Below are 21494 nucleotides of genomic sequence, written 5' to 3' on the forward strand. Positions count from 1 at the left end.
GGCTACGCATCGTCGCCTTGGTGAGCCGTTACCTCACCAACTAGCTAATGCGCCGCGGGCCCATCTCATAGCGGATTGCTCCTTTAATTGCTACTTCATGCGAAGCTACAATCTTATGCGGTATTAATCTCCCTTTCGGGAGGCTATTCCCCTCTATGAGGCAGGTTGCCCACGTGTTACTCACCCGTCCGCCGCTAGCTTCAATCCCGAAGGAAATCCACTCGCTCGACTTGCATGTGTTAGGCACGCCGCCAGCGTTCGTCCTGAGCCAGGATCAAACTCTCACTAAAAAGTTTAATCATTTGCTCAAATTACTTTGAGTCTTTATTTTAAGACTCTCAAAAGAATTGCTGGTTTACTTTAACTATATTCTGTTCAATTTTCAAAGACCATTTTCTGTGTCGCCCTCAAGCGACTTCCTTATCTTATCACCTAGTTACTTATTTGTCAACACTTTTTTAATTTTTTATTTTCATTAATTTGTATCAACCTAAATATCAGTAACTTTTTAAATTTGTTGGTGTCGATTAGGACAAGACTTATGATACCATTGTATCTTTAATATAAAGTATACTATATATTACTATTTTAAACAAATAACTTCCTATTACCTTATTTTTCTTCATAATACTCTATTTTTCATGTATTGATACACCTGGTTAAGTTATCTTTTTATTCTTTAATCTGCATCTAATAATCTACAACTCTCATATTAATTACTAACTAATTCATAAAAAAAATAGGATGAGATTTCATCTCATCCTATTTTCTTATTCTAAATAATCTTACTAATAATTTTAAATACAAGTTTTATTATAATTCTATATATTATTTACATAATTTTTTGAATTCGTCAGCAACGAATTGTACTTGAGTTCCAACTATAACTTGGATAGCTGTTTTACTTGGTCTGATTACCCCTGCTACACCTGCAGATTTAATAATCTTTTCATTTACTTTTGTATTATCTTTGATTTCTAAACGTAATCTTGTTACGCAGTTATCAATAGTTACAATGTTTTCTTTTCCGCCAAGTCCTTTTAAGATAGTTTCAGCTACAGCAGTGAAATTATTGTTAGCTAATTTTGCATCCATTTCTTCTGTTGTATCATCATCATCTTCTCTACCTGGAGTCTTTAAATCGAATTTAACGATCATGAATCTGAATACTACATAGTATATTACACCAAATACAAGACCTATTGGTATTAACCATAATGGATTTTGAGCCATTGGAGCCTTAAAGCTTAATACCCAGTCAACTAATCCAGCACTGAAGTTAAATCCAGCTCTTACTGGTAATATTGTACAAACAAATGCAGATACACCTGTTAATAATGCGTGTACAAAGTATAAAGCTGGTGCTAAGAACATAAATGCAAATTCTAATGGTTCTGTAACCCCTGTAAAGAATGAAGATAATCCAGCTGCTAATAATAATCCTCCAGCTATCTTCTTCTTATTATCTTTAGCTGTATGATACATAGCTAAAGCTGCTGCTGGTAAACCAAACATCATTACTGGGAAGAATCCAGTCATGTACATACCAGTTTGTCCGTATACACCATTTCCTGCTTGTCCCCAGAAGTTAGCTATATCATTAATTCCAGCAACATCAAACCAGAATACAGAGTTTAATGCGTGATGTAAACCTGTAGGTATTAATAATCTGTTAAAGAATGCATATATACCTGCTCCTACTGCACCAGTAGAAATAATAGCTTCACCAAATGAAACTAATGCTCCATATACCATTGGCCATACGAAGAATAATATTAAAGCTGCAACTATTGAAGTTGCTGAAGTTACTATAGCAACACATCTCTTACCGCTGAAGAAACCTAAAGCTGGTGGTAATTTAGTGTTCTTGAACTTGTTGTAGCAAGTTGCACCAATTATCCCTGATATTATACCAGTAAATTGAGTTTGAATTTTTCCAAACGCTGCTGGTACTTCTGAAACGTCAACACCCTTAAACATAGCTACAGCACCTGGAGCTAATAAAGTAGTAATCATTAACCATGAAACAAGTCCAGCTAAACCTGATGTTCCATCGTTATCATCTGACATACCAACACCAACACCAATAGCAAATAAAATTGCCATGTTATCAATTAATGAACTACCCGCTTTTATTAAGAAAGCTGCTGCTACATTATTTGCTCCCCAACCATTTGGGTCAATCCAGTAACCTATACCCATTAAAATACTTGCAACAGGTAAACAAGCAACTGGAAGCATTAATGATTTTCCTAGTCTTTGTAAATACTTCATCATAATGAAGATCCCCCTTATTGTTTTAATTTTCAAATATAAAGCTATCCGTTAAAATACATAAGATAATTTCTGTTAATAATAAAAAAAGCCAAAAAGAATATAATATATCCTTTTCAGCTAATGCCCTTATTACGGTTGCACGCCTCATATTTGAATGCTATTTAATTTACATTTTTATTCTACTATGGTTTTTTATTCTTGTCAATATTTTTCTGTCAACGTTTTCTATATTTTTCTTAATAATATTAATACTATATTTAATATGTCCGTTTTATTATAATTTTACTTATTAGTATAAATGTTTAGTTCTAATTATTTTTATTATTGTATTTTTGTTGACATACTATTTTTCAATATATATAATTAATTTGAAACGTGTTACTGTTAAATCAGGCATAAGTTATTCTTAATTAAGATGTGCTTATGCCTTTTTATTTTATTACCTATATATTATAAAATGTGTAAACTTATTTCAGAAAGGATGTGAGTCCTGAATTATCAGGAAATATCATGGCTAATTTTTTTAAAAAGTTATTTGGTAAATCAGAAACAAAAGTAGAATCAAAAGTAGAGGCTCCAAAGAATGCATTAATCGCTGTTGCTGATGGTGATTTAATACCACTATCAGAAGTTCCAGACCCAGTTTTCGCTGGAAAAATGGCTGGAGACGGTGCTGCAATAATGGTTAAAGGAAATACTATAGTAGCTCCTGCAGACGGAGATTTATCTTTAGTTTTCGGAACTAAGCATGCATTTGCAATGACATTAGAAAATGGATTAGAAATATTAGTTCATATCGGTGTTGATACAGTAAGCTTAAATGGAGAAGGTTTCGAACAATTAGTTGAAGCTGGTACAAAAGTAAAAGCTGGAACTCCAATCATTAAAATTGATAGAGATTTCATATTAGGTAAAGGATTATCTCTTGCAACTCCAGTTTTAATAACTAATGTTGATTCTGCTAAATCAATAAATGCAGTTGAATCTGGTTCAGTTGTTGCTGGTCAAAATATAGTTGTTAATTACGAAGTTTAATAATAAAAAGAGCTAAGATTAAATTCTTAGCTCTTTTTATATAACATTTTATGAAAGTATTTTATAAAATGTTATATGATCACTCCATTTACCATTTATATATAAGTATTTTTTATTAATTCCTACCTCTTCAAAATTACATGCTAATAAAACACCTTTTGATCTCTCATTTGTTGTTAATACAGATGCTTCTATTCTATGCAAATCTAAATATTCCTTAGCATAATTTAAAACTAAATTAATAGCTTCTTTCATATAACCTTTTCCTTCATATTCTTTATCTATAGAATATCCTAATATTCCGCTCTTAAATACTCCATATACAATACTAGAAATTTTAGCTTTCCCTATAAGTTTTCCTTCTATATATATTCCTAAATCACTTCCTACTCCAGTCATAAGTTGCCTGTAACTTTCTAGTAGTATTTCTTTTTGTGTTTCATAAGTATAAAAACTACTATCCCTAACTGGTTCAAATGCTTTTAAATGCTCTTCATTTCTTATATAATATTGTAAAAGTTCTTCAGCATCATCTGGTGTAAAATTTCTAATTAATATATTTTTTCCTTGCAACTCTACAATATTATTTCTTCCTTGATTTAAATATTCATTTCTATTAATTCCAAAACTAAGCTCATCATAAAAATTTCCCTTTATAAATATATTATCTGTAAATATGGCTTCTAAAGTAAACCCAATATCTAAAAAAGCTCTTAAGTTTATATCTTCACTTACTATAAAATTAGCCTTGAAAGTATTATTATTTTTGAATATGGCCTTTAGGATTGTTTCTAATGTAATTTTTAATAATTCATAATTATCTTCCCTATAGAACTTTAATTTTATATTACACTTTTTATTTTCCTTGTCCAACTCTGTAATAGTAAATCTTCCTATAACAATTTTATTTTTATCTTTAATTATATAATCATCTAAAGTTCCCTTTATAAGCTCTATATTTACTCCCTTTTGATTGTCCATAATAACTCTCCTAAAAAAACAAATTAGTTATTTTTATTATACAAATAAATCTGTATAAAACTCAACTACGTTTACTCAAATATAGAAATATTGCTTGGAATATACTTTTAGATATTTTAATATATTTGTTTTATGTGAATTAAATATATTTAAGTATTAAAAGGTGGTGACTTCTATCTTCTCATTTAGAAAAAGTAAAGGCTTTAAGACTTTTCGTATTTTGCGTTTATTACTATGTTTTACTATAGTTGTTCTATTTATTATTGCTTCTAAATATTTTTATAAACTTAATTTTTTTTCTTCAGACATATCTAAACTTAGTATAACTTCTTCTAATGAGCTTACAAAAGAAACACTTGTAAAAGAAGTTCGAAATGTTAATAAATTAATACCTTTAGAAATTGAACTTAGTGAAACTTTAATTTTGGATAATACGTATTTTAATTTAGATATTTTTAAGAAGTCAAAAAAAATAACTTTTTTCGCCAATTGTGCATATTGTATAGACTTTTCTAATTTATCTAGTGATGATATTGAACTAAATGATATTTCCAAGGAAATATTAATTAAAATTCCTCAACCTGAAATTTTCAGTATATCTATAGATGAATCAAAAACTATTTATGATGAGCCTGAACTTGGTTTACTTAGGTTTGGTGATTTAGATTTATCTTCAGAGGACCTAAAAAAAATGAATGAAAAATTATATGATAGCTTTAGTACTAAAATGAAAGATTCAATTTTTTATGATCAAGCTATATCTAATACTCAAAGCTCCTTAGAAAAACTACTATTAAATTTAACAAATGAATATTATAAAATTACATTAATCTTATAAAAATAAAAGAATACCCCAAATATTATTTCATTCTTAGCTAAAAGCTAAAAGTGGCTTTTAAATATTAGGTGGTATTCCTTTATTTGATTAAGAGTTAATTCCAACTAAATCCTTAACTACTTCTCCTCCAATTATCATTCCAGCAACTGGTGGTACAAACGATATACTTCCTGGTGTTTGTCTTTTTTGAGATGGTACAGCTCTTCCCTTATCTGGTTTCATTGGCATTTCTTCAGAATATACTACCTTTAATTTTTTAACGCCTCTTTTTTTAAGCTCATATCTCATAACCTTAGCTAAAGGACATACTTTTGTTTTAAATACATCTGTTACTCTAAATTGTGATGGATCCATTTTATTTCCTGTTCCCATAGAACTCATAATATTTATATTATTTTTATAACAGTATTCTGCTAATGCTAATTTTGATGTTACTGTATCTATAGCATCAACAACATAATCAATATCACTTGGTATTATTTCTTCTATATTATCCGCAGTAATAAATACTTGTTTAGCTTCAACATTACAATTAGGATTTATAGAAAGTACTCTTTCCTTCATTGCTTCTACCTTTACATTTCCTACCGTAGCTTGAGTCGCATGTATCTGTCTATTTAAATTTGAAATACAAATTGTATCATTATCTACTAATATTAAATTCCCAACGCCAGCTCTCGTTAAGGCTTCAACAACAAAGCTTCCTACGCCGCCTATACCAAAAACTATTACCTTAGAGTTATGTAACTTATTTATCCCCTCTTCACCTACAAGTAATTCAGTTCTACAAAATTCATTTAAAGCCATATCTTATTCTCCTTCGTTTATTAGTATTTGAGATTATTATATATTTACCTCTCTATTAATACAAGTAATTCTATAGGTTTTCTTTGTTTTATTTTTTAATTAAATTTTCTATTAATTAATGCTACCACAGTATATAATATAGTTTAAGTAAAGTTAATAAAATTTATATATATTAATGGAGGTTTATTATGACTTTAGGGATTATAGGCGCTATGTCTGAAGAGTTAGAAATTCTTTTAAAAGACATGGAATTAGAAAATATTCAAGAAAAGGCAAGAATGAAATTTCACAAAGGTAAGTTATGGGGACACGATGTAGTTGCTGTAGTTTGTGGTATTGGTAAAGTTAATGCTGCTATTTGTACTCAAATACTTGCATCTGAATATAATGTTTCATCAGTAATAAATGTTGGTGTTGCTGGTGGTATTGGTAAGGATATTTATCCAGGAGATGTTGTTGTTGCTGAAAATCTTGTACAATATGATATGGATACTACAGCATTTGGTGATCCAATGGGTCAAATTCCAAGATTAGATACTTTCGATTTCAAGTGTGATGAAAGATTAGTTGAAACTGCTAAAGAAGCTTGCAATGAAGCTTCTGATTTTAAAACTTTCTCTGGTAGAATAGTATCAGGAGATATGTTTGTTGCCTCAATTGATAAAATTAAATGGCTTGAAAAAGAATTTGGTGCGTTAGCTTGTGAAATGGAAGGTGCAAGCATTGCTCATGTTTGTTATTTAAATAATATACCTTTTGTTGTTATTAGATCTATATCTGATAATGCAAATAATGGTGCTCATATGGACTTTGAAAAATTCACTCCAATCGGTGTTAAAAATTCAACATTCATATTAAAATCAATGATATCAAAACTTTAATTTAGTTAATATATTATAAAATAAAAGTTAAGAACTATGAGGTACTAGATATTAAATACATTTAGTCTATTTCTCATAATTCTTAACTTTTTCTTTAACTAAGCATATGAATAAATAATCCACTTCTAGGTTTTGGTTCAAACCACGTAGACTTAGGTGGCATTATCATCCCTGCATCTGCAATATTCATAATATCTTCAATAGTTGTTGGGTACATAGAAAAGCTTACTTTCATATCGCTATCAGCTCTTTTTTCTAGCTCTTTTAATCCTCTTATTCCTCCAATAAACTCAATTCTATTAGACTTTGTTGGATCATCGATTCCAAGTATAGGAGATAATAAATTATTTTGTAGTATAGACACATCTAACCTATCAATAGGATTATTTTCATCAAAAGAATTCTTCTTAGCTTCTAGCTTATACCATACTTTATCTATATACATTCCAAATGTATGTCTTTTATTTGGTTTAACTTTTTCATTATTAATTGATTTTCTCACTATAAAATCTTTCTCTATAGCTTTAATAAACTCTTCCTTTGAAAGTCCATTTAAATCTTTTACTGTTCTATTATAATCTAATATTTCTAATTCATTATCAGGATATGCTATAGCTAAAAAATAATTAAATCCTTCTTCTCCTGTATAATTAGGATTTTCTTTTCTTCTTTTTAATGCTACTTCTATTGCTGATTTAGTTCTATGATGTCCATCTGCTATATACATATATTTTACATTAATAAATAGACTTGTTAACTTATTTATTAAGTCATTTTCATCAATAATCCACACAGTATGTCCATTTCCATCCTCTGAAATAAAATCATAAATAGGCTCTTTCTTTATACTAATATTTATTATATCTGAAATTTTTATATTTTCTCTGTAAGTTAAAAATATAGGTCCTGTGTGTGCATTACAATAATCAACATGCTTTATTCTATCTAGTTCCTTATCAGCTCTAGTTTTTTCATGTTTTTTTATTACATTATTTATACAATCATCTATTGATGCACAAATTACTAATCCAGTTTGACTCTTTTCATTCATAGTTTGCCTATAAATATAATAACACGGCTTTTTATCTTGAATATAAAATTCATTATCTATCATCTCTTTTAATACATCTCTAGATTTTTCATATACTTTTTCATCATATATATTAATATCTTCTAAAAAATTTATTTCCCCTCTATCAACATGTAAAAATGAATACTCATTATCCTTCACCATTTCACGTGCCTCTTCAGTATTCATAACATCGTAAGGTAGTGCTGCTATCTTTTTAGCTAATCCTTTAATTGGCCTATACGCTTTAAAAGGTCTTATTATAGCCATTATTTTTTCCTCCTTATTTTTCTTAAGCTTTATTTATTAAAAAAACTAAGTATTATAGTTGCAACTTCTTCTCCTATTCTATTTTGAGCTTCTTTAGTTGCTGCTCCTATATGCGGAGTTACACTTACTCTTGGATGATTGATTAATTTTTCATTTTTTGTTGGTTCTTCTGCAAAAACATCTATTCCTGCACCTGATATCTTTCCACTATCTAATGCTTCTAATAATGCTTCTTCGTCTACAACCTTTCCCCTAGCACAATTTATTATATATGCCCCTTCTTTCATCATACCTATTTCTTTTCTTCCTATAATAGAGCCTTTTGTCTTATCATATGGAACATGAAGAGAAATAAAATCTGATTTTTTTAATATTTCATCTATAGTAAAAAATTCATATGGTAATTTTTCTTGTTTTCCAAAAATGTCATTATAAATTACAACCATACCTAATGCACTAGCCTTTTTAGCTAACGCTTGACCTATTCTTCCCATGCCTATAATTCCAAGCGTCTTTCCACTTAACTCAATTCCTTCATATTTCTTTTTATTCCATTCACCTATTCTCATTGTATAGTTTGAATCTCCTAAAAATCTTGCAACTGAAAACATATGTGCAATTGCTAATTCAGCAACTGAATCTGAACTAGCATTTGGTGTGTTTTTTACTATTATCCCCAATTCATTAGCTTTAATAATATCTATATTATCAACTCCAACTCCAGCTCTTACTATTAGTTTTAAATTTCCCTTTTGGGCTTCATTTAAAATATCTGCTGTAACCTTGGTAGCTGATCTTACAACTAATACATCAAACTTTTTTATTTCCTCTTTTAATTTATCTTTGTCATAATGATTGTTTACAACTTCAATTCCTGCTAATTTCAACCTATCAATTGCCCCTTCTTGCAAGCCGTCATTAGCTAACACTCTTATCATTCATTAGCCCCCTTATCTCTTTAATTTAGCCCCAATATATCATTTATATTTTTTAACAACTCATTTACTTCTAATACTGTACAATCTGCCATATGTGCAATTCTAAAAGTTTTTTCTTTTAAATCTCCATACCCATTAGAAATTTGAAATCCTCTCTTTCCTAACTCTTTATTTAATTCTGCAACATTAATACCTCTAGTATTTTTTACTGTAGTTAAAGTGTTTGACAAATAACCTTCTTCAGGAAATAACTCAAAATATTTTTTTGCCCATTCTCTAACTATATTGGCCATCTCTATATGTCTTGCGAATCTATTTTCAAGTCCTTCTTCATTTAATATATAGTTTAGTTGATAATCTAATGCATACATATGTGAAATTGAAGGTGTTGATGGATATTGATAATCTTTCTTCTTAATGTATTTATATAATGCTAATAAATCCAAATAAAACCCCCTATTTTTAACTTTTTCTGCTCTTTCTTTTGCCTTATTAGAAAAAGTACATAAAGCCATTCCAGGAGGCAACCCAAGAGCCTTTTGTGTTGATGTTAAACATATATCAATTCCCCAATCATCAACTTCAATTTTTGTTCCTGCTGCTGAACTTACAGTATCAACTATGAAAACTACATCTGGATACTTTTTTATTACAGCTCCAATTTCTTTTATTGGATTCATAACACCTGTTGATGTTTCATTATGAGTTACTGCTACTAAGTCATATTTACCAGTGGACAAAACATCCTCAACTTGATTTGGTCTTATAGCTTTTCCCATTTCAACTTCAAATATATCTGCTGGTACATTATTGCAAAGCGCCATCTCATACCACCTTTTTCCGAATGCCCCAACAGAAAACACAGCAGCTCTCTTTGCTGTACAGCATCTTATAGCACCTTCCATAAGTCCACTACCTGAAGTAGTCGATAAAAGAATTTCACTATTTGTATAAAATAACTTCCTTAAATTATCACTAATCCTTCTCTGAAGCTCTGATGCTTCTTTACTCCTATGACCAATCATAGGCTTAGACATTTGAGCTAAAACTTCCTTTCTCACCTCTACAGGTCCAGGAATAAATAACTTTTTATGCATTGTATCTCCCCCAATTATTAAATTTATTTATTGCTTTTTGATATTTTACTACTTATTTACTTGTATTACAACTATTCCCATATATTTTTTTATATATTTTTTATATTTTCATACTTTTTTGATAGTTTACTTAACAATTCAGAAATCTACCTTAATTGGTAACATTATATATTTATATATTATTGTATTATTTTATTTATGTAATAATACACATAAAAAAACAAGGAGTTGTTTTTACAACTCCTTACCATTCTTCATCAAAAATTAATATAGATTCTGTTTCTCTACAATACTTTACACATTTACATTGACCTAAATGTCTTGGACATTTATAGCATAAACATCCTTTATCATCTCCATCACATGTTTTCTTTTCATATTCAGGACAATATTTGCAATTTACACCATTTCCAGCTGGCATATAACTTTCCTCCTTTAAACACTATTCCAAATTTTAACTAATACTCTAAATCTATAATTTAGTTAGTGGAAGTTACCTACTTGATAGTTTCATTAATCAAACTTATACCTTCGACAGTAGGAGAAGGCATTTCCTTAAACTTTATATAGTATAAAATTATATACCTGTATATATAATTTAACAATAAATTATATACATATTTATATTTTTACTGGGTAACTTAATATTGTAGATAAGATGATAAAATTATTTATTACTTATCTACTTAGAAAAGGGCGTAAGTGGATGTAGTACTTATGCCCTAATTTAATTTCATATAAATTTTGTAACAAATTTTTTCTGGTTATATATTATATAAATATATAGAAGCTTTCCACTGATGATGATTAATGAAATCTTCTAACTCCCGTCTATATAAAATTTTAGGGAACCTATGTTAAAAATAGGCTCCCTCTCTCATTTTATAAAAAAAATTTAAATATTATTAAAAATATAACTCCTGGTATACCTAAAAAACCTGCAATAATTGCTGTTATTGGATTAATGGTTATATAAAAATTAAAGTATGATCCTATATAATTTGTTATATATAATAAAACAACACCAACAATACCGTTAATTAATAATTTTATAGGCCATTTTAAAAGTTTTATGACTAAATACAATAATGCTAATCCTATTACCGCATAAATCATCATTTCTATACTCATATTTCACCCCATGCCATTATTTTTTTCCATTTATTCATATATTATGTATATTATATCTTGCTACTAATTATACTACCAATTATATTTTATTGCCATTATACTTCTAAAACTTGTTCTTTATATTTTTTCTTAGCAAGTGATATTAAATAATCATATCTCTTCTTTGCTGCTTCGCTTCTATAAATAGCTGCTTCTATTAGCTTAGGATCACTAACAGAATTAAACATACATTCAGCTGATTCAATTTCCATCATTACATCTTCAATCTGTTTGAGTATTTCATTATCAACTTTACCATTTGTATTATACTTAACTAACATAAAGTTTAATATATTTTTTATATTCATTTTTGCCTCCTAAAACTTTTTTCTATATTCTTTCCATTTTTTTGAAAATGTATTCTACTTTTATTTATTCAAATTAATTAACATATATTCTTGATTTAATTATTTTTTTATTTTTTAACAATATTTTAATATTTTTTCAATTTATGTACTTAATATTATTTATTTGGTATAATACCTAAAATAATAGTAATTATTTTAGGAGGTGTTTTTTTGAGCATACGTATAATTGCAGACAGTACTTGTTATTTGCCAAGCGAATACATAAATAAGTATAAAATTTCTATAGTTTCATTAAACGTATTATTAAATGGTGTTAGCTATAGAGAAACTGACGTATCTAATAAATGGTTTTATGAAGAAATGGCTAAATCATCTGAAATACCTAAATCTTCTCAACCCAGTATTGAAGACGTTTATAGTTGTATGGAAGAGCTAGTTAAGGATGGTCATGATGTTGTTGGAATTTTTCTTTCATCAGATATGAGTGGCACTTTTTCAACTTCTAATTTAGTTAAAGAAATGATTTTAGAAGCCTATCCTAATGCTAATATCGTCTGTTTAGATTCTAGAAGTAACTGTATGCAAGCAGGATTTGCAGTGTTAGAGGCTGCTAAAGCTGCTAGTTCTGGAAAATCTTTAGATGAAGTTGTAGATATCGCTAACAACGTAATAAATAATAGTAAATTTATATTTGTACCAGACACTTTAGAATATTTAAAAAAAGGTGGTAGAATAGGTGGAGCTGCTGCTTTATTTGGTTCTTTACTTCAAATAAGACCTATTCTTACTGTTGAGGATGGTAAAACTACGGTATTTACTAAAGTAAGAACAAAGAAAAAATCAATTGATAAAATAGTTTTAACTATTTTAGAACAAAATAAAAAATCCCCTATTAAGGGATTAATAGTTCATCATATAAATTGTGAAAACGAAGGTTTAGAATTGGCAAATAGATTAAAGACTGAACTTAATTTACCTGAAGTAAAAGTTCAATCTATAGGTCCTATAATAGGATTACACGTTGGTCCTGGAAGTATAGGTGTAGCATATCACTATTAAAATTATTAGTATATAAATAAAGTCGGCTTATTCCGACTTTATTTATACAATTTTAAAAACCTCATTAAAAGTTTTTACATTATCTACTAATCTAAATCTCTTTTCTACCTTCTAAAGCTTTTGATAAAGTTACCTCATCTGCATATTCTAGATCACCACCAACTGGAAGTCCTGATGCTATTCTTGTAACCTTTACTTCTAATGGTTTAAGTATTCTAGATATATACATTGCCGTTGCTTCTCCCTCGACATTAGGATTTGTTGCTATTATAACTTCTTTTATATCTGCGCTCATTCTTGCAACCAATTCTCTTATTTTAATATCTTGAGGGCCTCTACCTTGCATTGGAGAAAGATTTCCATGAAGAACATGATATACACCATTAAATTCTTTAACCTTTTCCATAGTCATAATATCTTTAGGTTGCTCAACAACACAAATAACAGATTTATCTCTATTTGGATTTCCACAAATTGAACAAGGGTCTTTATCTGTAAAATTTCCACAAACTGAGCAATATTTTATTGTACCTCTTGCTTTTACTAAAGCTGTAGCAAATTCTTTTACTTCATCTTCTGGTAAATTTAAAATATGCAGTGTAAGCCTTTGTGCAGTTTTTTGACCTATGCTTGGCAACTTAGCAAACTCTTCAATTAACTTTTCTATAGCCACAGGATAAAAATCCATAAAACTTCTCCTCTCTATAAGTAATAATATATTTTTTTATTATCACCTAATTTATCTATTTATGTTTGTGTATATATAAATACAATATTCTTACTAATATTTAAGGCATACAAGAGTTAAACTCTGTATGCCTAATATATATTAAAACATTCCTGGTATATTTAATCCACCAGTTAATTTACCCATTTTATTTGAAGTTTCTTCGTCAGCTTTCTTTAATGCTTCATTAACTGCACTTAGCACTAAATCTTCTAACATTTCAACATCATCTGGATCAACAACTTCTTCTTTAATATTTATAGCTAAAACTTCTTTCTTTCCATTAACTTTAACTACTACAGCACCACCACCAACTGAAGCCTCAAATTCTTTGCTTTCAATTTCTTTTTGTGCTTGTTCCATATCCTTTTGAAGCTTTTGTGCTTGCTTCATTAGATTATTTAAATTTCCTCCCCCAAATCCTCCTGGGAATCCACCTCTTGCCATAAAAAGTCCTCCTTATCATAAATGAAATCTATTTTTAATTATATAGTATTTTTTTATAATTTACTAGAATAAAGTAAATCTGTTATTGTTTATACTAATTATTGTTTGTTTATGTTAAACATATTATGATATTTTAATAAATAAGTTTACTCATCAATAAATTCTATATCTTCACCTAATTGTTCCTTTAATACTTCTTCAGTACTTTTTTCTCTATCTTCACCTGAATCTATAATAAAATTAACTTTTATATTATCTTGGAATACTTCTGAAAATACTTCATGTATTATAGTTCTATTTTTAGTTTCACTTAACCTATTTTTAGCAAACTCATTTTGATCATCAAATTGAATATTTACTACTCCATTAGAACAAGAAATAGGTCGACCAAGTCCAATTAATGAACTTATAATCATTTCCCTTCTAGCCTTAAATCTTTCTAAAATATCTCTCCAAGCTTTTTGTACATCATTTATAGATATTTTAGAATTAGAATTTCCCTGAATTCTTTCATTTATATTAGTTTCTAGTTGTTTATTCTTATTTATATTATTAGAAACTACTTTCTTACTTATCTCACCAGAATCAGCCACTGCAGTGCTAGTAACCTTTATACTTCCATTTCTTAAGCTTTCCTCTAGCTTATTCAATCTAGTTAACATAACTTCACTTGAAGTGTCATACTCTATTTTACACATTTTTATTATTGCTAATTCTAAGTACAATCTTGCTTGTTTACTTAATTTTGCATTATTTTCAGCATCCTGAAGCACTCTTATGCATCTCATTATTTCTTCTGCCCTTAATCTAGCCGCTTGCTCTTTAATAAGTGCAATATTTTCTTCAGACATGTCTAACACTTCTTCAGGATTGTTTGTAACCTTTGCCATAAGTAAGTTTCTATAATGTGCAATAAGATCTTTTATAAATAAATAAATATCTTTTCCTGAATATATTACTTCTTCTATTATTTCAATACATTTTTCAACACTTCTTTTAATTACTGAATTAGTTAAAGTAAATAAATACTCATTAGTAACTAGTCCTAACATACTCACTACAGTTTGATAATTTACATTACCATTTCCCATAGATATAGCTTGATCTAATATACTTAAAGAATCTCTCATAGCTCCATCTGAAACTCTAGCTATTAAACTTAAGCTTTTTTCATCTGCTAATACATTTTGTTCATCTACTATCCTTCTAAGTCTTGCAGTAATTTCACTATTATTTATTCTTTTAAAGTCAAATCTTTGACATCTTGATAATATTGTAATAGGTAATTTTTGAGGATCTGTAGTAGCCAAAATAAATATTACATTGTTAGGTGGCTCTTCTAAAGTCTTTAAGAATGCATTAACAGCACCTGCTGAAAGCATATGGACCTCATCCATTATATAAACCTTGTATCTTGCTTCTTGAGGAGGATATTTAACATCATCAATTATATCTCTAATTTTATCTACACCATTATTTGAAGCAGCATCTAATTCTGTTACGTCTATAGCTAAACCTTCATTAATTTTTCTGCACATTTCACATTCATTACAAGGTTCACCATCTTTTAAATCTAAACAATTTAAAGCTTTTGCAAAAACTTTAGCTGTTGATGTTTTACCTGTACCTCTAGTTCCACAGAACAAATAAGCATGAGCTATTCTATTGTTTAAAATCTGATTTTTTAATGTAGTTGTAATATGTTCTTGACCTACAACATCATTAAAAGTCCTCGGTCTCCATTCTCTATATAGAGCTGTATATGCCAATACATCCACCTCTTTCTTATGTATTTACCTATTTTTATTATACCCAAATTATATTAATAGATAAAGATTTTTCCCCCTTAGAGTTATTTTAATATATTTTTCCACTAGCTCTCCCTCTTTTCCAGTTGATTTGTATATTTATTAGTCTTTTATGCATACACTTATTGTGTTTTTTCTGAACTTGATTTTTACCCCTTTCTTATTTGTTAATTATTTAACCATATTTTCAACGTGACATCTTTCAACATTGTTATTTATTTAACTTATTATTATTTATTATATTTTTAATATTTTTAGATATATAAGTCTAATTTTGTAGTAAAATATTTATTATATATTCTATTAGGAGGGAACAATATGAGTCTTTATGACAAAAAATATTTAAGTATTATAGAAGACATTTTAGAAAACGGATATTATGACAATAACAGAACTGGTATGCCAACTTACAAGCTTCCACATCAAATAATGCAATTTAACTTAGAAAAGGAATTTCCTATTCTAACAACTAAATTTGTTGCATTTAAAACAGCTGTTAAAGAAATGCTATGGATTTATAGAGATCAATCTAACGATGTAACTAAATTACAAGAGCAAAATGTACGTATTTGGGATGAATGGGTTGATGAAAATAATACTATTGGACGTGGTTATGGTTATCAAATAGCTAAATTCCATCAAATTGATAAACTTATTGAAACTTTAAAGACTAACCCACAAGATAGAAGAATGCTTATGACTATGTGGAATATAGAAGATTTACCTCATATGACATTGCAACCTTGTTGCTTCATGACTATGTGGGATGTTACAGATGGCAAATTAAATTGTATGCTTATCCAACGTAGTGGAGACATGCCATTAGGTGTACCATTTAATACATCACAATATGCAGTGCTAGTTCATTTAATTGCACAAGTAACAGGACTTAAACCTGGTCTATTTACTCATGTAATTAACAATGCACATATATACGAAAACCAAATCGAAGGAATGAAACTTCAATTAACTAGAGCAAATGAAGAATACGAAGCTCCAAAACTTTGGATTAACCCTGAAATAACTAATTTTTATGATTTTACAGCTGATGATATAAAACTTATAGATTATAAATATCATCCTTCAATAAAAATGGAGGTTTCTGTTTAAATGCTAGCTATCATAGTCGCTATGGATGAAAATAATGTTATAGGCGGAGATAACAAACTTTTATGGCATATTCCTGAGGATTTAAAAAGATTTAAAGAAATTACTTCTGGTCATACAATAATTATGGGCCGAAAGACCTTTGAATCTTTACCTGGGGTTTTACCTAATCGTAAACACGTTATAATTACACGCGATAATAACTATACTGTGGATAATCCTAACGTAGAAGTTATCCACAATATATCCGAAGTTATCAACAAGTATTCAAAAACCTCTGAACTGGCTTTTATCATAGGTGGAGGTGAAATTTACAAACAACTTATCCACAGTGTGGATAAAATGTTTTTAACAAAAGTTTTTTCACAATTTAAAGGTGACACTACTTTTCCACAGATAAATTATGATGATTTCTCTATTACCTTTGAATCAGAAATACTTACATGTGAAAAAAATGGTTTAAAATATCAATTCATCGATTTAGCAAAAAAATAAAATATTTATTCTAAAGTAAAAAAGTCGGCATTGCCGACTTTTTTACTTTTATTTATTTACTATTAGATTATAATCGAAAATTTTATCCAATGCTTCCTCTAACTTTTCCCATTCTAACTATCCATTCATTTAATATTTTAAGCTCTTCAGTTTTATTCTTAATTATATCTTCTTCCGAACCTATTAAATGCATAATTATAGGTCTTGTTGTCTTTAGAAGAGTGTGATAAAAATCATTATCACTCATAATCTCATAATCTAAACCTAAATCCAATATTTCATTTACATACTTCATATCTTCTTTATACTCTTGTCTTGCTGCCTCATCTATTATTTTCTTAGAAACCCCTGCATTTGCAAATTTAGCTGCAAAACCTAAATCTTCTCTAAGCATAGGATAGAATTCTATTAATTTATCTATTCCTTCTTGACCAAACTTATCTTTTATTTCTTTAAGCCCTCTACCCATTCCTAAAAGCTCTGGTGGCATACCTAAAGTATACATTGCACCAGTAAATGAAATAGCTCTAGGAACAGCATATTCAGTTGAATTATCTATACTTAATATTTCCTCTTTTAACTTTTCATCACTAACTAAATTAGCTATATTATCTAAATTAGCAACTTCCCTACTATATTCTAATCCAGTCTTTGCTTTAGTTAATCTATCTCTATTTTTAGGAATAAAATCAGATACAAACGAAACCGTATTAATTACTTTTAAGAACGTCGTTAAATAATGTTTAGATAATATCCCTATAAATTCTCGCATTAATGCAATATCTTCTTCTGAAAATCTTCTTGGTTTATATAAATCTACCTTTTCTCTTAACTCACTAGCTGCCTTTTTAGTTTCTTCTTTTCCATGATCATATCTTAATGCTGATTGGAAAGTAAAAGTTTTTACCCCTGCATATGTTTCTAATATTTTATCTATATTATTTCCTGTAAAATGTCCTCTAAAAGGAAGTGATCCACATCCTAATATTGGTGCAACCTCTACCCCATGTTCTTCTCCCCATTTGTATGCTTTATCTATAGCCATAACAACAGAAAGAACTCCAGATATTAACCCATAAGACATAGCTGTATCTGAACGGGCAATCATAAATCTTAAATAATCTATATTATGTCCTTTTTCTTTTGATACATGATAAAATTCATCTAATATAGTTTCAACATTAACTAATGCCGGAACATCCTCTATTAAAGGTATTATTCTAACACTATTTTCTTCAAACTTAACAGGATAATTCTTATTTCCAAGCTCTATAACAGAATTAACCCTTTCTTGAAATTCTAAGATTTCTTGACCTGTTTCTACCATAGGAACTACAACCTCTCTTATTGCTTGTTCCTGTGTTAATTGATAAGCTTGTGCATTAGTTTCTACTATAGACATTATACTCATTAACTGTCTAAATACAGATTCCTTATTTGCATTTGGTATTCTTGGTGTAATTCTAACATCTCTTCCTGGTATAACACCTTTAGCAATTAATCCTAAAGCAACTTGTGATGTTTGGTGATATGGTGTTAATTTCCCCTCAAAATCTATCATTATCTCATCAATTCCTAAGCCACCTTGGTCTTGAGGTAATAACCCATCTATAGCCTCCTGTGGTTCCTGTTGAATAGATATGTACTGTTCCACATTATCCGGATGTTGTGTCATCATAGAATTTGGAAAACTTCTCATTTTATTAGCCCCCTTTTAAATTTATGAAATTCATATTTTTATTATATTTCATTTTTGCATTAGTTTACAATACTTTTATTTAAAAAATGCAATTTTTATTTTTTTTACTTGCACTAAAGTTTGGTGTAATTATTTTTCTTTTTTCTAACATATAAAATAAAGTTTGCTCTACCTTCCTTTTTATGTATATATTTATACTATTTACGTATTATTTTTTCTATTTTTTATTTTTAATTCGTATTTTTATCGCATATTTATTTTTAATTAATTTGTATCAAATAACATAATTATTCCTTTTTAGTAGTCCTCTTATTCATCATTAATTGATAAAATAAAAAAGGATAGAAAAATAGGGATATTTCTAATGAAATTTCCCTATTTTTCTGTCCTATTGTTTTTTGTCCTATATTGTTAATCCTATTGAAGAGTAACCAAATTTAATAATTTTTTAAAATTATGACTTTAAGATATTTCACTTATCATCACTATTATTTTTCCTTAAAATGCTTAAACATTAAAAAAGCCTTTCTTTCTAAAGAAAGGATATTTTAAAACCGTGCACCTCACTTCGACAGTAATTTATAAGCGTTACCTATGTAGTTAACTCAGGCAAGATTTATCCACATCACACGCAGGGGCTGCTTATCGCTGCTTCCTTCCAGACCTGACGAGGTTCACAGTCTTACGTCGTGTGGGACCCAACCCTCAACATCACTTGCATAGGGCAGACCAAACAAATTAAAGCCTAGGTGAGGAATTCAATCCCGCTGTAGCGGATTGCAGGTTACAGGGCACCGCTGACTCCCCATCTAGCACGGCTATGGCGGAGAGAGTGGGATTTGAACCCACGATAGAGTTTCCCCTATACACGCGTTCCAGGCGTGCTCCTTCGACCACTCGGACATCTCTCCTTATGCTACATCAAAAAAATAAATATAATTTAAAATATATTATCTTTTGATACTTTCTCATTCTAACATAAATATTATTGTAGTTCAATAGAAAGATTTTCTTTAGCTATATCAAAAAAGATTGAAGTTAATATAACTTCAATCTTTTAGTATTAATTTTAAACTTCTTTCTTAGTTTTTCTAACTGACATAATAATAATTATTATTCCAAATACTATACCAGCTATACTTATTAATTGAGCTGTTCTTAAGCCTAATATCATTAAACTATCTGTTCTTAATCCCTCAATAAAAAATCTTCCTAAAGAATATAGTATCATATAGCTTCCAATTACAATACCATGCTGCTTCTTTTTTTTGTAAAGTATGAATACTAATATAACAAAAACTAATAAATCCCAAATTGATTCATATAAAAATGTTGGATGATAGTATGTTCCTTTTATAAGCATTCCATTTTGAATAAACTCTGGAAATTTACTTATAAAAGCTTCTGTTACAGGTCCACCATGAGCTTCCTGATTCATAAAATTTCCCCATCTCCCAATGGCTTGAGCTAATATAACTCCTGGCATTATCACATCTATATATTCAAAGAAATTTACCTTTCTAACTCTTGTAAATATATATGCAACCACTAATCCGCCAATAAGACCACCATGAATAGCCATTCCACCATTTCTTATATTTATTACATCCATAAAAGAATGATAATTTTTATATTCAAATGCAACATAATATAATCTTGCTCCTATAATGGCAAATGGAAAACTCCATAAAAAACCATCGATAATTAAATCAAAATCTAATTTTTTCTTTTTTGATAATAAATATGAAACTAAAAAAGCTACTAACACTCCTCCAGCAATTATAATTCCATACCATCTTATTGGTTGCCCAAAAACTTCAAATGCTACTGGATTCATCTTTATCTCTCCCCTTTGCTTATTACTTTTCTTCTTCTATTTTCAAAGAAATTACTCATTAAATCACTACATTCACTATTATAGCACCATTTTACTTCCACATAGGTATTAAAAATATCATAATCAAAAATATTTAAAATGGTTCCACAAGATCCCATATCTCTATTAAATGTACCTATATATAGTTTTGAAATTCTAGACTGTGCTATGGCTGAAGCACACATAGAACAAGGTTCTAATGTTACATACATTTCTGCTCCGCTAAGTCTCCAATCACCTAATACTCTACTAGCCTCTTCTATTGCTAATATTTCCGCATGAGCTATTGCTGATTTTAATGTTTCTTTCATATTATGTGATTTAGCTATTACCTCTCCATCCTTTACTATAATAGCACCAATAGGTACTTCCCCTTTCAAATATGCTTTCTTAGCTTCATCTAAAGCTAATTTCATATAATCCATTACCTATTTCTCCTTTATTTTACCAACGAGTTTACATTATATAAAAAATATTATGTGAATAAAAAAAGACAAGTGACAAATTAAAATATATTTGCCACCTGCCATTTTAAAATTTGTCTTTACAACTCTTAGCACTAATTAAATTTATTGCTTATATAATATCACCTTTATACAAATTTA

General features: G+C 28.8%; 21 protein-coding genes, 1 tRNA gene, 1 rRNA gene and 1 other RNA gene. 6 read left to right on the plus strand and 18 right to left on the minus strand.

Features of this window, described 5'->3' with window-relative positions; translation table 11 throughout:
• Positions 1-290, minus strand: a 16S ribosomal RNA gene (locus LPC13_RS12980); the annotation flags it as partial.
• 538 nt (positions 291-828) lie between these two features.
• Positions 829-2277: an N-acetylglucosamine-specific PTS transporter subunit IIBC gene (nagE, locus tag LPC13_RS12985; protein WP_195245674.1), complete on the minus strand. Its 1449-nt coding sequence runs from the start codon at positions 2275-2277 to the stop codon at positions 829-831.
• A gap of 510 nt (positions 2278-2787) precedes the next feature.
• Between nagE and LPC13_RS12990 the strand changes: the two genes are divergently transcribed.
• Positions 2788-3312, plus strand: coding sequence for a PTS sugar transporter subunit IIA (locus tag LPC13_RS12990; protein ID WP_040418476.1), 525 nt, complete (start codon positions 2788-2790; stop codon positions 3310-3312).
• Positions 3313-3360: 48 nt separating this feature from the next.
• On the opposite strand, the gene LPC13_RS12995 is transcribed toward LPC13_RS12990, so the two are convergent.
• Positions 3361-4293 carry a GNAT family N-acetyltransferase gene (locus LPC13_RS12995; protein ID WP_005210266.1) on the minus strand — a complete coding sequence of 311 codons (933 nt, stop codon included), beginning with the start codon at positions 4291-4293 and terminating at the stop codon, positions 3361-3363.
• Positions 4294-4513: 220 nt separating this feature from the next.
• Here LPC13_RS12995 and LPC13_RS13000 point away from each other — a divergent pair, with 220 nt between their 5' ends.
• A complete protein-coding gene (locus tag LPC13_RS13000; RefSeq protein ID WP_051040638.1) occupies positions 4514-5131 on the plus strand; it encodes a DUF4230 domain-containing protein in 618 nt (205 codons plus the stop codon).
• Positions 5132-5218: 87 nt separating this feature from the next.
• Here LPC13_RS13000 and LPC13_RS13005 read toward each other — a convergent pair whose 3' ends face one another.
• Positions 5219-5938, minus strand: a complete 720-nt coding sequence (locus tag LPC13_RS13005; protein WP_005210264.1) for a tRNA threonylcarbamoyladenosine dehydratase — start codon at positions 5936-5938, stop codon at positions 5219-5221.
• Positions 5939-6126: 188 nt separating this feature from the next.
• Here LPC13_RS13005 and LPC13_RS13010 point away from each other — a divergent pair, with 188 nt between their 5' ends.
• The gene (locus LPC13_RS13010) at positions 6127-6819 is read left to right on the plus strand and encodes a 5'-methylthioadenosine/adenosylhomocysteine nucleosidase (RefSeq protein ID WP_195245591.1); all 693 of its coding nucleotides are present in this window, start codon (positions 6127-6129) and stop codon (positions 6817-6819) included.
• A 94-nt stretch (positions 6820-6913) separates the two neighbouring features.
• On the opposite strand, the gene LPC13_RS13015 is transcribed toward LPC13_RS13010, so the two are convergent.
• The 6 genes from LPC13_RS13015 to LPC13_RS13040 all read right to left on the minus strand — a co-directional run bounded on the left by LPC13_RS13015 (position 6914) and on the right by LPC13_RS13040 (position 11671).
• Entirely contained in the window at positions 6914-8158 is a 1245-nt protein-coding gene (locus LPC13_RS13015) for a DUF1015 domain-containing protein (protein ID WP_005210262.1), read from the minus strand.
• Between the two features lie 29 nt (positions 8159-8187).
• Positions 8188-9096: a D-2-hydroxyacid dehydrogenase gene (locus tag LPC13_RS13020; RefSeq protein WP_195245593.1), complete on the minus strand. Its 909-nt coding sequence runs from the start codon at positions 9094-9096 to the stop codon at positions 8188-8190.
• A gap of 20 nt (positions 9097-9116) precedes the next feature.
• Positions 9117-10193 carry a pyridoxal-phosphate-dependent aminotransferase family protein gene (locus LPC13_RS13025; protein WP_195245594.1) on the minus strand — a complete coding sequence of 359 codons (1077 nt, stop codon included), beginning with the start codon at positions 10191-10193 and terminating at the stop codon, positions 9117-9119.
• Between the two features lie 244 nt (positions 10194-10437).
• Positions 10438-10614 (minus strand): hypothetical protein, encoded by a 177-nt coding sequence (locus LPC13_RS13030; RefSeq protein WP_005210258.1) that lies wholly within the window; start codon positions 10612-10614, stop codon positions 10438-10440.
• A 461-nt stretch (positions 10615-11075) separates the two neighbouring features.
• A complete protein-coding gene (locus tag LPC13_RS13035; RefSeq protein WP_005210255.1) occupies positions 11076-11324 on the minus strand; it encodes a pro-sigmaK processing inhibitor BofA family protein in 249 nt (82 codons plus the stop codon).
• Positions 11325-11419: 95 nt separating this feature from the next.
• Positions 11420-11671 (minus strand): DUF2508 family protein, encoded by a 252-nt coding sequence (locus LPC13_RS13040; RefSeq protein WP_005210253.1) that lies wholly within the window; start codon positions 11669-11671, stop codon positions 11420-11422.
• Positions 11672-11881: 210 nt separating this feature from the next.
• Here LPC13_RS13040 and LPC13_RS13045 point away from each other — a divergent pair, with 210 nt between their 5' ends.
• Positions 11882-12730: a DegV family protein gene (locus LPC13_RS13045; protein WP_234088855.1), complete on the plus strand. Its 849-nt coding sequence runs from the start codon at positions 11882-11884 to the stop codon at positions 12728-12730.
• A 91-nt stretch (positions 12731-12821) separates the two neighbouring features.
• On the opposite strand, the gene recR is transcribed toward LPC13_RS13045, so the two are convergent.
• The 3 genes from recR to dnaX all read right to left on the minus strand — a co-directional run bounded on the left by recR (position 12822) and on the right by dnaX (position 15673).
• Positions 12822-13418: a recombination mediator RecR gene (recR, locus tag LPC13_RS13050; RefSeq protein ID WP_005210247.1), complete on the minus strand. Its 597-nt coding sequence runs from the start codon at positions 13416-13418 to the stop codon at positions 12822-12824.
• 141 nt (positions 13419-13559) lie between these two features.
• The gene (locus tag LPC13_RS13055) at positions 13560-13904 is read right to left on the minus strand and encodes a YbaB/EbfC family nucleoid-associated protein (RefSeq protein ID WP_195245661.1); all 345 of its coding nucleotides are present in this window, start codon (positions 13902-13904) and stop codon (positions 13560-13562) included.
• Positions 13905-14050: 146 nt separating this feature from the next.
• Positions 14051-15673, minus strand: coding sequence for a DNA polymerase III subunit gamma/tau (dnaX, locus tag LPC13_RS13060; protein ID WP_195245660.1), 1623 nt, complete (start codon positions 15671-15673; stop codon positions 14051-14053).
• Between the two features lie 357 nt (positions 15674-16030).
• Here dnaX and LPC13_RS13065 point away from each other — a divergent pair, with 357 nt between their 5' ends.
• Positions 16031-16822 carry a thymidylate synthase gene (locus LPC13_RS13065; RefSeq protein ID WP_005210234.1) on the plus strand — a complete coding sequence of 264 codons (792 nt, stop codon included), beginning with the start codon at positions 16031-16033 and terminating at the stop codon, positions 16820-16822.
• Entirely contained in the window at positions 16823-17314 is a 492-nt protein-coding gene (locus LPC13_RS13070) for a dihydrofolate reductase (RefSeq protein WP_195245659.1), read from the plus strand.
• 82 nt (positions 17315-17396) lie between these two features.
• Here LPC13_RS13070 and ppcA read toward each other — a convergent pair whose 3' ends face one another.
• The 5 genes from ppcA to LPC13_RS13095 form a co-directional block, all read right to left on the minus strand.
• Positions 17397-19013 (minus strand): phosphoenolpyruvate carboxylase, encoded by a 1617-nt coding sequence (ppcA, locus tag LPC13_RS13075; RefSeq protein WP_195245250.1) that lies wholly within the window; start codon positions 19011-19013, stop codon positions 17397-17399.
• 554 nt (positions 19014-19567) lie between these two features.
• Positions 19568-19831: signal recognition particle sRNA large type (ffs, locus tag LPC13_RS13080), an RNA gene on the minus strand.
• A 3-nt stretch (positions 19832-19834) separates the two neighbouring features.
• Positions 19835-19924, minus strand: a tRNA-Ser gene (locus LPC13_RS13085).
• Positions 19925-20082: 158 nt separating this feature from the next.
• Positions 20083-20850: a prolipoprotein diacylglyceryl transferase gene (gene lgt / locus LPC13_RS13090; RefSeq protein ID WP_005214633.1), complete on the minus strand. Its 768-nt coding sequence runs from the start codon at positions 20848-20850 to the stop codon at positions 20083-20085.
• A gap of 2 nt (positions 20851-20852) precedes the next feature.
• Positions 20853-21314, minus strand: coding sequence for a nucleoside deaminase (locus LPC13_RS13095; protein ID WP_005214634.1), 462 nt, complete (start codon positions 21312-21314; stop codon positions 20853-20855).
• Positions 21315-21494 lie beyond the last annotated feature (180 nt).

This window comes from Clostridium celatum (genome assembly GCF_021412605.1).
Taxonomy (GTDB): Bacteria; Bacillota; Clostridia; order Clostridiales; family Clostridiaceae; genus Clostridium; species Clostridium celatum.